The organism is Micromonospora sp. CA-263727 (assembly GCF_050942455.1).
Taxonomy (GTDB): Bacteria; Actinomycetota; Actinomycetes; order Mycobacteriales; family Micromonosporaceae; genus Micromonospora.
Map to the genome: position 1 here is coordinate 5,584,386 of NZ_CP192031.1, position 16,112 is coordinate 5,600,497.

Below are 16,112 nucleotides of genomic sequence, written 5' to 3' on the forward strand. Positions count from 1 at the left end.
GGCTACCGGGGATCCGTCGACAGCGCATCCCTGAGTCCTGCTCGCGAGGCGACGCCGAGCTTGGGAAAAATCCGGTACAGGTGTGCACCCACGGTGCGGTGCGACAGGTACAGGCGCTCGGCGATCTGCTTGTTGGTCAACCCGCCGGCCGCCAGTTGAGCGATCTGGAACTCCTGCGCGGTCAGGGCGGCCGGACCACCCGACGGCACGTTGGCGAGCCGATACTTGGTTGCGCGCAGTTCGGCGTGGGTGCGGTCGAGCCACGGCGCGGCGGCCATCGCCGCGAACCCGTCGCGGGCCGCCAGCAGATGCCGGCGGGCGGCCGACGCCGACCTGCTTCGGCGCAGTCTCTCGCCGAGGGCGAGCCGGATCCGGGACGCCTCGAACAGCCACCGCTCCGCCGCGGGACCGGCCAGCAGTTCCTCCAGCCGCGCCGGTACCACGTCGTCGTCCAGGACAAGGACCTCCGCCCCCGCCAGGATGAGCGCCATCCGGGGCGACAGCGCGCCGATGTCGGCGGACCGCATCGCCTCGACGTGCGCCCTGGCCTCGACCGTCCGCCCGGTCCGGACCGCGGCCTCGACCAGGTCGAACATCACCCAGGTGCAGTGCGGCACGTGGGAGGCGAGCACGCCGGGCGGGCTCATCGCGGCGGCATGGCGGAAGGCGGCATCCCAGTCACCCTGCCCGAGGGCGGCCAGGGTGCGCGGATGATGGGCAAACAACGCGGCGGCCGACACACCGCGGGGAAGCGCCCAGTGGCTCATCTCGTCGGCGAGGGCGTACGCCTCGTCGAAGCGACCCCGGCCGGCGGCGATGATCGCCCGGTTGTACCGGAAGTACCACGCGAAGAAGGAGAAGCCGCTCGCGTCGCAGACCCGCTGCCCCTCCAGCGCGAGTTCTTCGGCTTCGTCCCAGCGTCCGACGAGGTAGTCGTCCAGGCAGAGGTGCATCAGGGCGCCGAGATGCCGTCGTGGTGGTCCGCCCTCCCGTCCGTGCTCCACGAGCCGCCAGGAGGACTCCCGGCAGTCGCTCAGGCGGTCCAGGTAGACCGAGGCGGTGCCGATCCGCATGATCCGGGTGGGATCGGCTTCGGCGGGCAGCGATTCGAGGATCGCCGCGATCCGCGGCAGCGCCGACGCCCCGGTGCGTACCGGGTCGGGAAAGGTCCTACTCGCTAGGGCGAGCACGTCGGGCGGCTGCGGTTTCAGCCGGCCCAGGGCCTGGTAGAAGGGCACCCAGTACTCGGGGCTGCTGCCGTACCAGGACAGCAGCAGCAACGTGTGCATGGCCTCGATCAACGCCGGATCATCGGCCAGGTAGCCGTGATCGCCGGTCTCGATGGCGCCCATGAGGAGACGGTGTGCGGTGTTCACGTCACCGTCGCCGTTGAGCATCAGGAATGCCGCCGCGTTGGCCGCGTGCAGGGAACCGGCACCGTCCGGAGCGGCCCGGCGCGCATCGGTCAGCAACGTCCTCGCGTCGTCGACGGCGCCGCTGGCCTCGGCGCCGATGTACGCGGCCTCGGCGAGGCGCCGGCCCCGGGCGGCACTTGTCACGCTCAGCTCGGCGGCCCGGATCAACGCCGCGACGGCGGCGAACGCGTCCCCCCGGAGCATGACCCGGTGCGCCGCGTTCTCAAGCAGCTCCGCCACCGCCTCGTCGGGTCCCACGGCGGCGGCCGCCAGATGCCAGGCACGGCGTTCCTGGTCCCCGTGGAGTGCGCCGGCGAGGGCGACGTGCGCGCGGCGGCGTTCCTCGTGGGCGGACATCGCCACGATCGCCGATCGGATCAGCGGATGCCGGAACGCGATCCGGGCGGTGGCGTCGTCCACCCGCACGAGCTGCGCCCGCTCGGCCGGGGCGAGATCGGCGAGTCCCGGCTGGTCGTCGGGGAGGGCGCGGAGCACCCGGATGTCGCCGGTGCCCTCGAACGTCGCCAGCAGCAGCAGTTGGCGGGTCGGCTCGGGCAACTCGGCGATGCGGGCGGCGAACATCGCCTGTAGGCGGTCGCTGAGCGGCACCACTTCCGGTCGCGCCGCCGTCCGGTGGACGGCGCCCACCAGCGTCGACGGCAGCTCCATCAGGGCCAGCGGATTGCCCTGGGCGAGGTCCAGCAGCCGCTGCCGGATCCGGGCGGTCAGCTGCGGAAAGGCAGCGTCGACCAGGTGCCCGGCCGCCTCGTCGTCGAGCGGCGGGACGACGATCTCGGCCAGTCCCCGGGGGTCGAGCAGGCTCGCCGTCCCCGTCCGGGCCGACGCCAGCAGGCCGGCCCGGCAGCCGTCCAGGCGACGGGCGATGAAGCTGAGCACGACGGCGCTTGCCCGGTCGACCCACTGGATGTCGTCCACGAGCAGGACCACCGGCGCATCGTCGGCGACCGCCCTGACCAGCAGCAGAGCGGCGTTGCAGACCAGTAGCGCGTCCGGCGGCGGGCCGGCACCGAAGCCGAGCGCCACCGCCAGGGCCTCCCGTGGGCCCGGGGGAATACGGTCAAGGTCGGCGTGGACCGGCAGGAGCAGCTGGTTGAGGCATGAGTAACTGACATCGGCCTCAAACTCGGACCCGGACGCCCGTAACAGTCGCATCTGTGCCGCGAGTGCCAGCTCCCCCGCGGCGGTGATCAGGGCGGACTTGCCGACGCCGGGCTCACCCCAGATCAGCCGCGCATCGCCGTGGTTCCGCGTGTTGATCAGGAAATCGGAGAGCTGCTCCAGCTCGGCATCGCGGCCAAAGAGCTCGGTCACCTCTACTCCTCAGGCATGGCCGGACACCTGAAAACATGAAATCAGCCGATCACCGGTGACGGCTTGCCCAAAAGTGGCGACGTCTCGCTTGATCCTGCTTGATTGCACCAGTGAGTGGCCTTGGCCCGGTCGGCCCGCCCAGTGCTGGCCCGCTGCCGCTGCGGCGGTCTACTTTCAGGTATGGCACTCGACGAACTCCGCCGCCTGCTGGCCCGCCATGCCCGGCCCGACCTGAAGACCGGGATCGACGACGTTCTGATCTTCAAGGCCGACCGGCCCTACCCGCCCAAGCCGGCCCTCTTCGGCCGGGTGCTCGCCGTGGTGGCCCAGGGCGCCAAACGGGTGGCGCTGGGTGACCGCGTCCACCACTACCAGGCCGGGCAGTACCTCATCTCCTCTGTCGATCTTCCCGTGAGCAGCCATTTCACCGTGGCCAGCCCGGACCTTCCGGGGCTCGGCGTCGGTCTGAACATCGACCCGACCGCGGTCGTCGACCTGCTGCTCCGGACGGCCCCGGGCGACCTGCCGGAGGTCGACAACGACGCACCGGCCGGACTCGCCGTCAGCACCGCCTCCGCCGAGCTCCTCGACGCCGTCATCCGGCTCGTCCGCCTGCTCGACCAGCCCCGCGACATCCCGGTGCTCGCGCCGCTGGTCAAACGCGAGATCCTCTGGCGGTTGGTCACCGGCGACCAGGGCGCGATGCTCCGCCAACTCGGCCGGCCCGAGAGCAGCCTCAGCCACATCGCCCGCGCCGTGCGGTGGATCCACGACAACTACATGCAGCGTTTCCTCGTCGAGGAGGTGGCACAACAGGCGGGCATGAGCGTTTCGGCCTTCCACCGCAACTTCCAAGCCGTCACGGCGATGAGCCCGATCCAGTTCCAGAAGCAGATCCGGCTCCAGCACGCCCGACTCCAGCTCGCCGCCGACGCCAACGACATCGCCGCCGTCAGCCGCCGGGTCGGCTACGGCAGCCTTTCGCAGTTCAGCCGCGAGTACCGTCGACAGTTCGGTGTCCCGCCGAGCCAGGACGCCACGCGGCTGCGCGGGGCCGCCCCGGCCTCGACCTGACCACAGCCCAGGGCTGATCGGCACGGATCCGTCAGGAGCCGGGAGCCGCCAGGCGGATCACCTCGGTCTGGCCCTCCACCCGGAGCGGACCGGCGGCGTACGGGACCAGGAGCGTGTCCCCCCGCCGCAGCGACAGGTCGTCCTGCTCGCCGGTGAGCCGGCCCGCGCCGGCCACCACGACCAGGACGCTGAACCCCTGTTCCAGGCGGTCGCCGCCGCGCAGGCGGCGGGCGGCGAAGAACTCGTCGGCGGCCTCGGGCAGCAGCCGGGGCCCACCGCGCAGCCGGTCGAGACGCTCCGGTGTCCACCGGCCGCGGTCGACGCACTGTAGGGCCAGGTCGTAGCCGAGGCCCAGGTGGCCGTCGGCGAGGCCGAAGCTCTCGTATTCCAGCAGCACCGAGAAGTCGGTCGGCTCCTGGACCTCGACCAGCAGGATGCCGTCGCCGATCGCGTGGGGCAGGCCGGCGGGGCAGAGGATCGCGTCGCCGGCCGACACCGGGATCCGGTTGGTGGCGTCGAGCATCTGCTCGGCCTGCTGCCCGGCCACCCAGCCGGCCAGTTCGTCGGCGGGCACGTCCCGGGCGAAGCCGAGGTGGACGTACGCGCCGGGGCGTGCCGAGACGATCACCCAGGCTTCGGTCTTTCCGTACGGCGACGCCAGGTGGGCGTTTGCGAAGCGGCGGTCCGGGTGTACGTGCAACGGCAGTCGCTGGCCGGCGTCGAGCAGCTTCACGAGCACGCCGGTGTCGGTGCGCTCCGGGCCGAGCCACCAGCGCGGGTCGGCGGCGATTGCCTCCGCGAGCACGCGCCCGTCGGAGAGCGTGGAGAGCCCGGACGGGCCCAGCCCGAACCGGGTGGTCACCGAGCCCACCCAGTCCTCGGGGCGGTCGGGCAGCGCGGGGACGGTGCGGAATCCGGCTATCCGGCCGGCGCCCGAGTAGAACGTCTCCGGCTGGTTGGCGGGCAGCACTTCAACGGTCATCGGCCGTCAGTCCAATCGAGGGGTGGAGGAACGCTTGCGGGCGAGCGCGGCGAGGAAGCCGCCGACGAAGGTGTCGCCCAGCCCGACCGTAGTGGGGTTCCTGACATCGAGCGCGAACCCGGGGACACAGTGGACCTCGCGGCCCATCCGCTGCCGAAGTGCGGCGGCGAAGGCCACCGACTCGGGCCGCCGCGGTTGCCGGCGCAGGCGATCGGCGTCGGAGTCGGTGAAGTCGTCGCCGTGGCAGTAGCGGGTGGCGGCCAGCACGGTGCCGGTGTCGAGGGCGTCGGCGTACTCGGAGGCTCGTGCGCCGAGCGCGATGGCCCAGTACTTCGAGTGCAGGACCAGCGTCGGTACGGGGATGAGCGCGTGCACCGCGGTGAGCGCGTCCGCGACCTCCACCGCCGAGAGCAGGTCGACCGGGTGCCCGAGGTACGACTGGAGCTCGTCCTCGTTCAGCCCGTACACATCGATCGCGTCGAGCAGCGCATCCCGGACCCGGCGGCTGAACGCGGGCTCGTGGTAGGCCGCGTCCTCGAAGTAGGTCACCGCCCCGGGCGGCAGCTGCCGCATGTGGGCGCGTAGTTCGGCGAGCCGCTGGTCGAGCTGGGCCGCCGAGCGCATGGCGTTGAACCCGGAGATCAGGAACACCTCCGCCGCGCGGAGCCGGTCGCCGAGGTCGCCGCTGAGCAGCATGGCCCCGTTGGCCGGGTCGTTGACGTAGATGAGCCGGTTCGGGTACGGCGCGGTGATGTCGAGGTCGCCGGTGCGGATCCGCAGGCCCTGGTCGTACTGGACGATCAGGTGGGGATAACACGTGTCCTCGGTGCCGCTGGCGAGGTAGTCGCCGTCCGGCGGCAGCAGCCGGCGCACGGTGTCGTTGACGGTGACCAGGTGCAGCGTCGACGGCACGCCCAGCCGGCTCATCAGGATCCCGGCCCGCACCGACGTGCCGCCCAGGGCCACCCGGCGCGGGAACCGGCCGGCGAAGGTCTCCAGCGCCGGGGCCGAGGCGACGAAGTGCTCGCCGCCCCCGCCCCGGGCGAGGTAGCCGAGGATCGACACCACGAGGTCCCGCTCGCTGGCCACCTCAGCCGGCGAGGTCAGTTCCGCGGCGACGATGCCGTAGTCGGCGACCAGCTGTGCCATCACGTCGGCGGTCAGCTTCACCTCGTAGTCGACGCAACCGCCGAGGCCGAGGAGGACACGGGACGCGTCCGCCATGTCAGTAGAGCGATGCCTTGCCGGTGGCGCCGAACAGCTCGATCTTCTGGGCGGCGACGACCTTCATGGCCTCGATGCAGGCGGGCTGGATGGCGTTGGGCTCGCGCACCTTCGGGTCGTTGCCCAGCACCTCGCGCATCTTGGCGTGGTAGGCGAGCTTGATGTCGGTGGAGATATTGATCTTGTTGATGCCGATCCGCGCGGCCTCGCGGATCTCGTCGTCCGGGTTGCCGGAGCCGCCGTGCAGCACCAGCGGAATCTGCACCCGGCTCTTGATCTCCTTGAGCAGGTCGAGCTTCAGCTCCGGCTTGAGGTGCGCCGGGTACATGCCGTGGAATGTGCCGATCGCCACGGCGAGGCTGTCCACGCCGGTCCGCTCGACGAAGGCGACCGCGTCGTCGGGGTCGGTGTAGATGATCTCGGCGGCGCCCGCCTCGGCGTAGCTGTCGTTCCCGCCGATCGTGCCGAGTTCGCCCTCCACCGAGACGCCGAGGACATGCGCGGAGTCGGTGACCCTCCTGGTGATCGCGACGTTCTCCTCGAACGGCTCCAGCGAGCCGTCGATCATCACGGAGGTGAAGCCGAACTGGACCGCCTGGAGGATCTGCTCGTAGGTGGCCCCGTGATCCCAGTGGATCGCGATCGGGACGGTCGAGTGGTGCGACCGCTCGATGATGCCCGTGATCATCTCGCGCCCGATGTGCCGGACCTCGTCCGGGTGGATCGCGACGATCAGGGGGGCGTTCGTCTCCTCGCTGATCTCCACGATGCCCCGGAACATCGCCCAGTCGCTGATGTTGAAGGCGGGCACGGCGAAGCTGTGCGCGTTGGCGACGTCGAGGATCGCCTTGCCGGTCGTCAGCATTTCCGAATGTCTCCTTTGTTGCCGGTCGGGGTCAGGTCTTCACAGCGCCGGCGGTGAGCCCGCCGATGAACCGCCGCTGGAAGAAGAGGAAAAGGACGAGGACGGGAATGGACCCGAGGACGCTCATCGCCATCATCTGGTTCCACTCGTACGAGTGCTGGCCCATGAGCAGTTGGATGCCGATGGGCACGGTGCGCATGTCGTCGGTGCGGGTCAGCGTCAGCGCGAACAGGTACTCGTTCCACGAGATCATGAACGTGTAGACGCCGACCGCGATCAGGCCGGGCACCGAGATCGGCACCAGGATCCGCCACAGCGCGGTCCAGCCGCTGCCCCCGTCGACCTTGACGGACTCGTCCAGCTCCCGGGGCAGCGTGTTGAGGTACGCGGTGATCATGATGATCGCGTACGGGAGGGTGAACACCATGTGCGTGAGGATCAGGCCGGCATAGGTGTTGTACAGGCCGAGCGCGACGATGAGCCCGAAGTACGGAATGACGAGCGTGATCGGCGGCACCGCCTGGACGCTGACGATCACGGCGTTGATGGTCTTCTGGAAGGGGAACGTGAAACGGCTGAAGGCGTACCCGGCGAGGACGGCCACCAGGAGCGTCAGGATGGTCACCGCGAAGGCGACCAGGTAGCTGTTGAGGAAGAACCGCAGCTGGACGCCGTTGCCCAGGATCTCGCGGTAGGCGTCGAGCGAGAAGCCCTCGGTGACGAGCCGCGGTGGGCTCTGGAAGACCTCGCCGTTGCCCTTGAACGAGGTGGAGACCAGCCAGAGGACCGGCAGGCCGGCGAAGAGCCCGCCGACGAGCAGCCCGGTGATGACGCCGGCCTTGGCGAGGGTGCGCCGAGTCTTGACGGTGGCCATCTGCCTCACCGCTCCCTTTGCGAGCGCACGTAGAAGACCGCCAGCACCATCGTGAGCAGCAGGACGATCACGGCGGCGGCGGACGCGGTCGCGAACTCGTACTCGCTGAAGGCCAGTTTGTAGGTGAAGGTGCTGAGCATCTCGGTGGAGTTCAGCGGCCCGCCGCCGGTCGTCATCCAGATCAGCGCGAACTGGTGCGAGGTCCAGATCAGGTCGAGCACCGCCATGCTGATGATCACCGGCCGGAGCTGGGGCAGTGTCACGTGTCGGAACCGCTGGAACCAGTTCGTGCCGTCCACGGCGGCGGCCTCGTACAGATCGGCGGAGATGCCCTGCAACCCGGCCAGCAGGCTGATCATGAAGAACGGATAGCCGGACCAGATGTTGACGAAGGTGACCGCCCAGAGCGCCCTGGTCGGGTCGCCGAACCAGTTCACGCCCTCCTGGATGAGGCCGAGACTCTGCAACATGTAGTTGACCACGCCGGACGGGTCGAGCAGCAGCCGCCAGATGACGGCGATCACCGCGATCGTGAACAGCCAGGGCAGGATGTAGACGATCCGGAAGATGGCCTTGGTGAACCCGCTCAGCAGCGGGGTGTTGAGCATCATCGCGAAGGCCAGGCCGAGGACCAGGTGGGCCACGGTGCTGACCGAGATGAAGACGGCGGTGTTCTTCAGCGCGGCCAGGAAGTCCGGGTCGGTGAGCACCTTGGTGTAGTTGGTGAACCCGGCGAAGACCGAGTTCTCCTGGACGATCACGTTGTCCCGGAACGAGTAGCCGATCACCATGACGATGGGGATCACCATCAGGACCAGGATCAGCAGCACCGTCGGGGACAGATAGCCGTACGGGACCAGGCGCCGGGCCAGGGTGGAGCGGGACCGCCCGGTGGCGGCCGGCGCGGCCCGCGTCGGGGTCTCCGGTGCCGTCAAAGTCATGACTGTCTCCTTGGTCGGGCGCCGCGCCGCTGGGCCGGCGCGGCGCCCGGGCGGGCTAACCGATTACCGAGGACCAGTTCTCCTGCGACTTGGCGAGGGCGTCGTCGACGCTCGACTTGCCGGTCAACACGAGTTGCAGCTGCTCGGCGAAGCTGCGCATCAGGTCCTCGGACTTGGGCAGGCCGACGAACTCGTTGGCCGGGTAGCCCTGCTGGTAGATGTCGAAGGCGGTCTTGAACAGCGGGTCGCTGCTGCCGAAGTCGGGCTCCGCGTTCTTGTTGCCGGGGAAACCGTTCGCGATCGTGCTCAGCTTCGCGTTCGTCTCCTGGCTCATCAGGTACGAGACGAACTTGAACGCCTCGGCCTTGTGCTTGGTGGAGTCGGAGATGCCGATGCCCCACGACGCGTAGGGGATGCCCCGCTCGCCGGTGTAGCCGTCCTCGGCCGGCAGGGCCGCCACCTCGAAGTTCAGGTCCGGCTTGTTCTCCTTGATCAGGTTGATGTGGGCGAGCGAGTCGATCATCATCCCGACCTGGCCGTTGCTGAACTTCTCGACCTTGTCCTGCTCCTTCATGGTGAGCGAGCCGGGCGCGATGACGCCGGCATCGTTCAGGCTCTTGACGTACTCGATCGTGCTCTTGACCGGCGCGCTGGTCAGGTTCGGCTTACCGTCGTCGGTCAGCATGCTGCCGCCGGAGGCCCAGAGCCAGGACATGACGTCGTTCTGGACGCCGTTGGGCACGGCGGTGTCGAGCGGGAGCGCCCAGCCCTTGACGTCGCCGCCGCTCGCGCTGATCTTCTTGGCCGCGTCGAGGAACTCGCTGCGGGTGGCGGGCACCTTCTCGACGCCGGCCTTGGCGAGCAGGTCCTTGTTGACGAAGAGCGGGTAGACGAAGTTGACCACCGGGATCATGTACGTCTTGCCGTCGACCTGCACCTGGCTGGCGAGCTGACTGGCGTCGTAGCTCGCGTCGGTCATCAGCTTGGACAGGTCGGTGATCGCGCCCTGCTTGGCGAAGTCGTTGACCCAGGCGCCGTCGAGGCCCACCACGTCGGGCAGCGTCTTCGAGGCCGCGCCGGTAAGCAGTTGCTGCTTGGTCGAGGCGTACGGCGCGCTCAGCAGCTTGACCTTGATGTCCGGGTTCTCCGCCGTAAAGTCACTGATGATCTTGTCGAACTCCCCGGCCGGCAACTCGGCCCCCCACCACTGGGCGAACTCCAGCGTCACGGTGCCGTCCGAGGCGGCGTCGTCCGAGCCGCATGCGACCAGGGACGCGACCATCGCCGCCGCTGTCACCGTCCCCACCAGTCGCCTCATCCGGGTAGCGCGAAACATCATGGCGAGCTCCTTCTACATACAAATCTTTCTATTCTCTGCGAGGTTGGCGTCACGTTAGCAACGTGTTACGGGCAAGGACAAGAGTAGAACGGCAGAAAAACGCGGAGTACGGCAGAGTCTTGCGTCGGGCACGGGCCCAGGCGTACGGTTTGCACCTCTTGCCCTGGTATACGGTGCAGGACGGTTCACTGCGGAGCGTTGCCCACCGGCACCGCTCGATGCTTTTCTCTGCGGCGATGCGAGCGACCAACGCGCGGTTGTGGCATACTGCCGCACTGACAAGGGAGGAGCATGAGCGTCGACAAGGACGAGCGGCAGCGCCACCTGCCCGCCGGGCGCAAGGCTCAGCTGGCCGCGTACGTCGCCGACACCGGCCAGGTCACGGTGAGCGAACTGGCCGAACGCTTCGGCGTCTCCATCGACACCGTCCGGCGCGATCTCGACCAGCTCAGCGCCGACGGGGTGCTGGTGCGCACGTACGGCGGCGCCGTCAGCCTCTCCACCGTCTTCCGCACCGACCGCGCCGTCGACCAGCGACTCACCCTCCAGGAACAGGAGAAGGAGAAGATCGCGGTACTCGCCGCGGCCCTGGTCCAGGACAGCTCGACCATCATGATCAACGGCGGGACCACCACGCTGGCGGTCGCCCGCAACCTCGGTCAACACCGGGACCTCACGGTGGCCACGAACAACCTGCTGGTGCCCGGCGCGCTGCCGCCCACGGCGATCCGCGACATCTACGTCTTCGGCGGCGCCGTACGCACCCTCACGCTCGCCACCATCGGTCCGGTGAGCTTCCGGGCCAACGGCGGCGCCGAACTGGACATCAGCTGCGACCTGGCGCTGATCGGCGTCGGCGCGGTCGCCGCGGACGCCGGCTACACGACGAGCAACCTCGCCGAAGCCGCCATGATGCAGGAGATGATCTCGCGCGCCGCTCGCGTGGCGATCCTCGCCGACTCCTCCAAGTTCGGCCGCCGGCTGTTCGCCCAGGTTTCCGAGCTGGGCAGCGCCGACTATCTGATCACCGACACCCCGCCGCCCGCCGACCTACGGGACGCCCTCGCCGCGAACGAGGTACAGGTCATCACCCCGGCCCCCGCACCACGCCCGCGAAACACGCGAAGCACAGTCTAGTCCGCGCACGTCCCGACGCCCCTGCGCGTTTCGGGGGCGTTCGCTCACGTTCACGGCACCCACCCACATCCAGGGCATCCGCTCACGTCCAGGGCAGTTGTGATCGCTCCTGCCAGTACCGGGTGGGCGGCACCGCCAGGTCCGCCCATCGAGCCGAATCGACGGCGAGCGTCTCCGCCCGCAGGTTCGAGGCCAGTTGGTCGCCGGTCGCGGCCCCGGAAAGCACAATGGCCGCCCACGGTCGATGCAGCGCCGCCGCGAGCGCGACCGCGTCGCCCACGCCCTCACGCACGGCGAGACGACCGTTGGCGAGCGCCTCCTTCACGATGACCAGACACCCCGCGTCGTGCGCCTCGGCGAGCGCCGGACCGACGCTGGGCTCCAACAGATTCCAGGTGGCCTGCACGCTGCGGAACACCGGCTGACCGTCGACCCGTACGCCCAGGGCGCTCCGGATCACCTCGGCCTGCGCCGGCCCGCTGGTGGAGAGTCCGACCAGCACGCCCTGCTCGGCGAGATCGGCGAGCCGGCGGTGCAGGGTCGCGTCGCGCAGCGCCGGGCTCTCCGGGGTGACCGAATGGATCTGGTAGAGATCGAGGCGGTCGGCGAGCAGCGCACGGGTCTCGCCGTACTGCCGGTCGAAGGTGGCGACGCTGTGCTCCTTGACCTCGTGCGTCTCGGCCTCTACCCGCCAGCCGGCCGTGTACGTGTAGCCCCACTTGCTCCCGACCACAACGTCGTCGACGTCCGGCCGGGACCGCAACCACTGCGCCAGGAACTCCTCGGCCCGGCCGTACGAGCGGGCGACATCGACATACCTGACACCCGCCGCGTACGCCTGGTCGAGAAGTTCGCCGGCGCGGGCGCGCAGCGCCTCGACCGTCCGCTCCACCGGAAGGTCCGCGGCGCGCCCGAGATTGATGTAGCCGGGTCGGCCGACGGCCGCCAGTCCCAACCCGATCCGGGAAGCACCAGCCAGGCGGTCGATGATTGCCATGATCCCATCCAACACCGCGCATCACCCACTGCCGTCGCCACCCCCGCCTCGGTCTCCGGGATCCCCCGTCGAGACCGAGGGTCCCCGATTTCCGCTTGATCTGCCGGGTGCCCGTTCAGCTTCTTGACGTACCCCTGCCGGGTCGGTGTCTCCACGTCGAGCACTTCAAGCCACCGGTCTCGCGGATCCAGCGTTTGCCTGGTGGGGCGGGCGGGACTCGAACCCGCGACCGAGGGATTATGAGTCCCCTGCTCTAACCGGCTGAGCTACCGCCCCGGCACCGGGCGGATCTTATCCCGCCCGGTCGATCACCGGCCAGCATCGACGGCCCTTCTCACCGGCGTCGCCCTCGTGCCAGCAGCACGATGGGCAACGCGAGGATAACAGCGAGCAGCCAGCCGACCGCGACCACGCCCCACATCCACATTTCGCCGTCGAGTTCGGGGTCGACGAACATGGCGAGGGTGAGCAGCAGGGTGAACCCGCCGACGGTCAGGGTGGCGAGGCCGCTGAGCAGCATCAGCGGCGCCTCCCACCAGGGGCGCTTCGGTCGGGCGAGGTAGTCGCGGATCTCGCGTACGGCGCGTGGTTGGGGGATGGTTTCCGGGTCGCGGGACGGCATGGTGACCTGCCGGTCGGCCGGCACTCCGGCGTCGATCGCCTGCATCGCCGTCGGGTGCAGGTCGAACAGGGTGGGCTCGATGTGCAGCACGATGGCGTCGGGGCCGATCAGTTGCCGTGCTCCGTCCGGCCAGGCGAGCATCACGGCACACTCGGCGTAGGAGACGGTGAGCCGGCTTCCGTCACCGAGGTAGCTGGCCCCTTCCGGGCCGATGCGCAGCTGGCTGTCGTCGTCCCGGGAGTAGTGGGTGGTGCCCGCCGCGACGGTCTCCGAGGCGGTGGGGGCCGCGGTGAAGCCGGCCCAGTCGGCGCGGGTGCCGGTCGGCACCATCAGCAGCGCCGAGGCGCACACCTCCTGGGCGACCTCGTGCAGCTCGGCGAGGGTGACCGCCTTCAGTTCGGCGCGGTGCTCGTCGAGGCTGCGGTTGCGTTCGCCGGTGAGCAGGTTGATCGCGTAGCCCGGCAGTCGGGCGGCGTCGACCTCGGTGGCGGCCAGCGCCTCGACCCGCTTGGCCACGGCGGCGTCGAGGTCGCGCTGCTCGATCCGGCCGACCCGGAGCTTGGCCAGCACGTCGACGAAGCCACCGAGCACGGCGTCCTGTTTCTCGGCGAGCGCGTCGGCGACGGCCCGCAGGGTGACCTGGCCGTCGCCGCGTGGCTCGAAGCCGGTGCTGGTGGTGTAGGAGAGGCCGGTCTCCTGGCGCAACGCCCGGAACAGTTCGCGCTCCAGCACGTCGGCGAAGACGCCCACCGCGGCCCGGCGTCGCAGCACCGCGTCGAGCACCACCGCCTGGGCGCCGGCCACGAAGTACGCCGGGGTGGTGGGCAACGCCGACGAGGCGACCGGTACGGGCTGCCGGGCGCCGGTGGGCAGGGCCAGCCGCAGCCCCTCGGGCACCCGGTCGCCGGCGATCCAGAGCACCGCGTTCTCTCTGGTGAACCAGCGCGCGGCCCACTCGCGCAGCTCCTCGGCGGTGAGCCGGTCGAGCCCCCACTCGGGATAGCTGCTGAGTCCGAAGTCGCGCGCACCGTACCGCCAGAGTGCGATGTCGTCGCTGGTCGCGCCGCCCTGGCTGCTCCACTCGGTGCGGAGGATGTCCTTTTCCACGGATAGGCGGCCGGTGGGCAGGTCGGCGAGGTTGGCGCAGACGGCGGTGAGGAAGGTGGCGATGTCCTGCTCGGAGCCGTGCATGTGGAAGGTGGTGAAGATCGGCGCGGTGGCACCGTTGAAGTGGTAGTCGGCGATGCCGAGCGGGGCCAGGGCGAGGTGTTCGAGCAGGTGGGTGATGCCGTGGCGGGCGAGGGTCTCGTCCGCGGTGCCGACCCGGAAGGTCAGCCCGGCGCGCATCGGGCCGCCGGTGGGGGCGAGCAGCGTCGGCACCCCGTCGGTCTCCAGCTGTTGGATCATGGCCGGCCGCCCTTCGCGTACGCCTTGTCGCGGAACCGCTGGAACTCCTTCGCCCCGTCGCCGAGGTGTTCGTACATCCAGGTGCTGCCGAGGTTGCCGAGCGCGGCGTACTGCTGCGCCGCTGGCGTCCACTCCTGCATGAGGGCGAACGCCAGGGCGAAGGTGCTGCGCACCGACACCCAGTCCCAGCCGTGGCGGAATTCGGGATGCCAGATCGAACGCCGCGCCGCGTCGTGGATCTCGGCGCGTGCCCGCTGGCCACGCAGGAACTCGCCCGCCACGGATGCCTTGCCGTGGTGGAGCGCCTGTTCCAGGTACGCCTCGACGACGAGTACCGCGTTGGGTGCGCCGGGTGGGACGGCCTCCACGCACTCGCGGACGAACGCGTGGGCCCGTTCCCAGCTGCCGCCCCATTTGGGGCAGAGCTGCTGTAGCAGTTGCGTCTGTGCCGCCAGGTGGTGGGGTTCGTGGGCGGCGAGCCGGTCGTAGCGGCGGCGCGCCTCGGCCTGCCCGGCCTCCAGCCCGCGGGCGCTGGTGATCCGCTGCGCCCAGGCCGTCACCTCGGCGGGGTGGCGGGCGGTGACGTCGATGAGCACCTGCTCGGCCCGGCAGAGGTGGTCGGAGAACTGGGCGAACTGCTGCTGGCTGACGTACTGGGCCCGCTTGGCCGACCGGATCCGCCAGCCGGCGCCGATCAGGTACGCCCCCAGAAGCGTCCCGGCCAGTGGGTCCTCGGGGTGCTCGGTGTGCACGTCGTGCAGGAACTTCCCGGCGTCCGGGGTGCCGCCGACGTCGTCGACCAGGAACGTCCGGCCGTGCGGGTCCTGTTCTTCGAGGAGCGCGCGCAGGGCCGGCCAGTCGCCGGCGGCCAGCGCCGCGCGGCCGGCACTGACCTGGGGGTACGCCGCCGCGGCGGAGAACTCCGGCGGCGGGAGGGGTGCTGGCATGGCGAGGATGATAAGTGATCATCTTCGGCGTCGGGATCCCGAATTCGCCCTGATCGCGCCGCCGCCGGAGCCGGCTGGAGCGGGGCGCGACGGCGAACGCCCACCGGCTTGCCGGTGGGCGTCATGATGGGAGGAAGCTCCCCCGTTTGGACTCGAACCAAAAACCTGCCGGTTAACAGCCGGCTGCTCTGCCAATTGAGCTACGGGGGACCGCGATGTCGCCCGGTGGGGATCTCTCCGCGCCGTGCGACCGGCACAAGAGTACAGGACGCCGGGGGGTCTTGGTCCAGGGGGTTACCGACCCCACCCGGAGGTCCGACAGTCGAATTCTTCGGACAAATCGCCATCGCGGCACAAGGAGGTATGAGCGGAGAGCAGGATGGGTAGTTAGCTGCCGACGACAGGACGCAGGCGCGAAGTGGTCCGCCTCGCCCAGAGAGGTCCCTGGGCGGGACGGCGGCGCGTCAGGTACGAGAGGAGCCGCCATGCGCGGAAAGATCATGTTCCTTGGCGGGCTGGCTGCAGGGTTCGTCCTGGGCGCCCGTGCCGGCCGGGAAAAGTACGAAGAGCTGGTGATCCGGGGCCGCAGGGTGCTCGACCACCCGACCGTCCAGGAGGCGGCCGGGGTCGCGCAGGCCCAGGCGAGCCGGCTCTACCAGGAGGGCAGGGACAAGCTCGGCCACTCCAAGCTGGGCGAGCGGCTGGGCCAGAACGGCAAGCATGGGCCCACCCCCGCCGACGAGGCCTTCGCCGGTACGCCGGCCACGGCCGGCACGAAGCCGGGCGCGACGTCGTCGAGCACGCCCACCAGCTCGACGTCCACCACCCCCCGCAGCAAGCCCTCCGGCTCTGGCACCAGCGGCGGCGCTCTGTAGCGCGGCGTCGTCTGCCACGGGCCCGGCCACCAGGTTTGGTGGCCGGGCCCGTTTCGCCGTCCGGGCAGGCCGACGAGGAGC

General features: G+C 70.0%; 13 protein-coding genes and 2 tRNA genes. 3 read left to right on the forward strand and 12 right to left on the reverse strand.

Annotation, left to right across the window (positions count from 1 at the left end; translation table 11 throughout):
• Window positions 1-2: 2 nt before the first annotated feature.
• Window positions 3-2,747, reverse strand: coding sequence for an ATP-binding protein (locus tag ACQPYA_RS24315; protein ID WP_433529402.1), 2,745 nt, complete (start codon window positions 2,745-2,747; stop codon window positions 3-5).
• 180 nt (window positions 2,748-2,927) lie between these two features.
• Between ACQPYA_RS24315 and ACQPYA_RS24320 the strand changes: the two genes are divergently transcribed.
• Window positions 2,928-3,821, forward strand: a complete 894-nt coding sequence (locus tag ACQPYA_RS24320) for an AraC family transcriptional regulator (protein ID WP_433529403.1) — start codon at window positions 2,928-2,930, stop codon at window positions 3,819-3,821.
• 31 nt (window positions 3,822-3,852) lie between these two features.
• Here the strand turns inward: ACQPYA_RS24320 and ACQPYA_RS24325 are convergent, their stop codons facing one another.
• The 6 genes from ACQPYA_RS24325 to ACQPYA_RS24350 are packed head-to-tail and all read right to left on the reverse strand — an operon-like array spanning window position 3,853 to window position 10,046.
• Window positions 3,853-4,803: a class I mannose-6-phosphate isomerase gene (locus ACQPYA_RS24325; protein ID WP_433529404.1), complete on the reverse strand. Its 951-nt coding sequence runs from the start codon at window positions 4,801-4,803 to the stop codon at window positions 3,853-3,855.
• 6 nt (window positions 4,804-4,809) lie between these two features.
• Window positions 4,810-6,027 carry an ADP-dependent glucokinase/phosphofructokinase gene (locus ACQPYA_RS24330; RefSeq protein ID WP_433529405.1) on the reverse strand — a complete coding sequence of 406 codons (1,218 nt, stop codon included), beginning with the start codon at window positions 6,025-6,027 and terminating at the stop codon, window positions 4,810-4,812.
• A 1-nt stretch (window position 6,028) separates the two neighbouring features.
• The gene (locus tag ACQPYA_RS24335) at window positions 6,029-6,892 is read right to left on the reverse strand and encodes a ketose-bisphosphate aldolase (protein WP_433529406.1); all 864 of its coding nucleotides are present in this window, start codon (window positions 6,890-6,892) and stop codon (window positions 6,029-6,031) included.
• Between the two features lie 31 nt (window positions 6,893-6,923).
• Complete coding sequence (locus ACQPYA_RS24340; protein WP_433529407.1) at window positions 6,924-7,766, reverse strand: carbohydrate ABC transporter permease; 843 nt, start codon at window positions 7,764-7,766, stop codon at window positions 6,924-6,926.
• Window positions 7,767-7,771: 5 nt separating this feature from the next.
• Window positions 7,772-8,707: a carbohydrate ABC transporter permease gene (locus tag ACQPYA_RS24345; protein WP_433529408.1), complete on the reverse strand. Its 936-nt coding sequence runs from the start codon at window positions 8,705-8,707 to the stop codon at window positions 7,772-7,774.
• A 55-nt stretch (window positions 8,708-8,762) separates the two neighbouring features.
• Window positions 8,763-10,046: an ABC transporter substrate-binding protein gene (locus ACQPYA_RS24350; protein WP_433529409.1), complete on the reverse strand. Its 1,284-nt coding sequence runs from the start codon at window positions 10,044-10,046 to the stop codon at window positions 8,763-8,765.
• A gap of 291 nt (window positions 10,047-10,337) precedes the next feature.
• Between ACQPYA_RS24350 and ACQPYA_RS24355 the strand changes: the two genes are divergently transcribed.
• Window positions 10,338-11,183 carry a DeoR/GlpR family DNA-binding transcription regulator gene (locus ACQPYA_RS24355; protein ID WP_433529410.1) on the forward strand — a complete coding sequence of 282 codons (846 nt, stop codon included), beginning with the start codon at window positions 10,338-10,340 and terminating at the stop codon, window positions 11,181-11,183.
• A gap of 82 nt (window positions 11,184-11,265) precedes the next feature.
• On the opposite strand, the gene ACQPYA_RS24360 is transcribed toward ACQPYA_RS24355, so the two are convergent.
• From ACQPYA_RS24360 to ACQPYA_RS24380, 5 genes are all read right to left on the reverse strand, one after another.
• Window positions 11,266-12,180, reverse strand: a complete 915-nt coding sequence (locus tag ACQPYA_RS24360; protein WP_433529411.1) for an aldo/keto reductase — start codon at window positions 12,178-12,180, stop codon at window positions 11,266-11,268.
• 199 nt (window positions 12,181-12,379) lie between these two features.
• Window positions 12,380-12,456, reverse strand: a tRNA-Ile gene (locus ACQPYA_RS24365).
• 58 nt (window positions 12,457-12,514) lie between these two features.
• Window positions 12,515-14,209 (reverse strand): M16 family metallopeptidase, encoded by a 1,695-nt coding sequence (locus tag ACQPYA_RS24370; RefSeq protein WP_433529412.1) that lies wholly within the window; start codon window positions 14,207-14,209, stop codon window positions 12,515-12,517.
• Window positions 14,206-15,156, reverse strand: a complete 951-nt coding sequence (locus ACQPYA_RS24375; RefSeq protein ID WP_433529413.1) for a hypothetical protein — start codon at window positions 15,154-15,156, stop codon at window positions 14,206-14,208. Before ACQPYA_RS24375 ends, ACQPYA_RS24370 begins: the two co-directional genes overlap by 4 nt.
• A gap of 137 nt (window positions 15,157-15,293) precedes the next feature.
• Window positions 15,294-15,366: transfer RNA gene (locus tag ACQPYA_RS24380), tRNA-Asn, on the reverse strand.
• Window positions 15,367-15,641: 275 nt separating this feature from the next.
• On the opposite strand from ACQPYA_RS24380, the gene ACQPYA_RS24385 reads away from it, so the two are divergent.
• On the forward strand, window positions 15,642-16,031 hold the full coding sequence (locus ACQPYA_RS24385; protein ID WP_433529414.1) for a hypothetical protein: 390 nt from the start codon (window positions 15,642-15,644) through the stop codon (window positions 16,029-16,031).
• Window positions 16,032-16,112: the final 81 nt, after the last annotated feature.

Excerpts from the sequence above, each read along its gene's own strand:
- ACQPYA_RS24320 (WP_433529403.1), top strand. The coding sequence starts at position 2,928 with ATGGCACTCGACGAACTCCGCCGCCTGCTGGCCCGCCATGCCCGGCCC.
- ACQPYA_RS24325 (WP_433529404.1), bottom strand. The coding sequence starts at position 4,803 with ATGACCGTTGAAGTGCTGCCCGCCAACCAGCCGGAGACGTTCTACTCG.
- ACQPYA_RS24330 (WP_433529405.1), bottom strand. The coding sequence starts at position 6,027 with ATGGCGGACGCGTCCCGTGTCCTCCTCGGCCTCGGCGGTTGCGTCGAC.
- ACQPYA_RS24335 (WP_433529406.1), bottom strand. The coding sequence starts at position 6,892 with ATGCTGACGACCGGCAAGGCGATCCTCGACGTCGCCAACGCGCACAGC.
- ACQPYA_RS24340 (WP_433529407.1), bottom strand. The coding sequence starts at position 7,766 with ATGGCCACCGTCAAGACTCGGCGCACCCTCGCCAAGGCCGGCGTCATC.
- ACQPYA_RS24345 (WP_433529408.1), bottom strand. The coding sequence starts at position 8,707 with ATGACTTTGACGGCACCGGAGACCCCGACGCGGGCCGCGCCGGCCGCC.
- ACQPYA_RS24350 (WP_433529409.1), bottom strand. The coding sequence starts at position 10,046 with ATGATGTTTCGCGCTACCCGGATGAGGCGACTGGTGGGGACGGTGACA.
- ACQPYA_RS24355 (WP_433529410.1), top strand. The coding sequence starts at position 10,338 with ATGAGCGTCGACAAGGACGAGCGGCAGCGCCACCTGCCCGCCGGGCGC.
- ACQPYA_RS24360 (WP_433529411.1), bottom strand. The coding sequence starts at position 12,180 with ATGGCAATCATCGACCGCCTGGCTGGTGCTTCCCGGATCGGGTTGGGA.
- ACQPYA_RS24370 (WP_433529412.1), bottom strand. The coding sequence starts at position 14,209 with ATGATCCAACAGCTGGAGACCGACGGGGTGCCGACGCTGCTCGCCCCC.
- ACQPYA_RS24375 (WP_433529413.1), bottom strand. The coding sequence starts at position 15,156 with ATGCCAGCACCCCTCCCGCCGCCGGAGTTCTCCGCCGCGGCGGCGTAC.
- ACQPYA_RS24385 (WP_433529414.1), top strand. The coding sequence starts at position 15,642 with ATGCGCGGAAAGATCATGTTCCTTGGCGGGCTGGCTGCAGGGTTCGTC.